Source organism: Streptomyces sp. 13-12-16 (genome assembly GCF_002114215.1).
Taxonomy (GTDB): Bacteria; Actinomycetota; Actinomycetes; order Streptomycetales; family Streptomycetaceae; genus Streptomyces.
On record NZ_NCTE01000603.1, the window covers coordinates 1 to 1,399 of the forward strand.

General features: G+C 75.6%; 2 protein-coding genes. Both read left to right on the forward strand.

Annotated features, from left to right (window positions below; genetic code table 11):
* On the forward strand, positions 1-450 hold a 450-nt coding region (locus B7767_RS24000), incomplete at its 5' end, for an aminotransferase class I/II-fold pyridoxal phosphate-dependent enzyme (protein WP_143652611.1).
* 73 nt (positions 451-523) lie between these two features.
* Positions 524-1,366 carry an arylamine N-acetyltransferase gene (locus tag B7767_RS24005; protein WP_085574027.1) on the forward strand — a complete coding sequence of 281 codons (843 nt, stop codon included), beginning with the start codon at positions 524-526 and terminating at the stop codon, positions 1,364-1,366.
* Positions 1,367-1,399: the final 33 nt, after the last annotated feature.

Here is a 1,399-nt window from a genome sequence, read left to right on the forward strand (position 1 = left end):
GCCCCCGCCGGCCTGCGCCGGGCCTGCGCGGTCGCCAAGCAGGCCGCCGACCTGCACACCCCCACCGTCAACCAGCTCGCCGCGGCCCGCTACCTCGCCGACAACGACCTCGACGCGCACGTCGCACGGGTCGCCGCGGCCTACGGCGCCCGCCGGGACGCGATGCTCGCGGGCCTGCCCACCGCCCTCCCGGCCGGCTCGACCTGGACCCGCCCCGAGGGCGGCATGTTCCTCTGGGTCCGCCTCCCGGAGCCGTACGACACCACGGCCCTGCTCCCCGACGTCGTCCGGCACGACGTGGCGTACGTCCCCGGCGCGCCCTTCCACGCCGGCGAGCCCGACCGTGCCACGCTGCGGCTCTGCTTCGTCACGCAGAGCCCGGACGAGATCGCGGAGGGGCTGCGCAGGCTGGGGGAGGGACTGCGGGAGGCGGCGCACCGGACGGCCTAGGACCAGCGGCGGGGCCCCGGCGTAGGACCGATGGACGAGGACGGGACGCCGTCGTCGCACGTACGGTGATGCCATGCCCGACAGCGCACGGACGACGACACCCTTCTCCCTGGACGCCTACCTCGAACGCATCGGCTGGGAGGGCGGGCGGCGGCCCGACACGGCCACGCTCCGCGGCGTGCAGCTCGCCCACATGAGGGCCGTCCCCTTCGAGAACCTCGACGCCCTGGGCGGCCGTGCCCCCTCCCTCGACCTCGCCGACCTGATGGCGAAACTGGTCCACGGCCGCCGGCGCGGCGGCTACTGCTACGAGCACAACACGCTGTTCGCCGCCGCCCTGGAGGCGCTCGGCGTCCGGGTGACCCGGCTGACCGCACGGGTCGTCGTCGGCGCCGACCGCTTCGAGGACCGCCCGCGCACGCACATGGCCCTCCTCGCCGAACTGCCCGGCGACCCGCGGCCCCACCTGGCCGACGTCGGCTTCGGCGCCGTCGGCTCACTGCTGGAGCCGGTGCCGCTGACGGCGGACACCGAGTTCCACGACGCCGGACGCCGGCACCGGCTGGTGCACGCACCGCGCCGGGGACCGCTGGAGACGTGGGTGCTGGAGGCGCACACCGCGGGCGGCTGGCAGGCGCAGTACGCCTTCACCCCGGAGCCGTTCGAGCCGTCCGACTACGAGGTGATCAACTGGCACGTCGCCACGAACCCGCGTTCCCCGTTCTCCCGGCGCCCCTACGTCCAGCGCCTCACGCCGGACGCGCACCTGCTCCTCGACGGCGACCGCGTCACCGTGACGCGCACCGACGACGGCACGGTCACCGAACGGAAGCTGTCCGACGAGACGGAGGCCCGCCGGACGCTGGCGGAGGAGTTCGGCATCGACGCCCCGGAGGGTCTGACGCTGCTGGGGTGAGAACCGGGGGTGAGGCGGGGGGCCGCCCCCGCC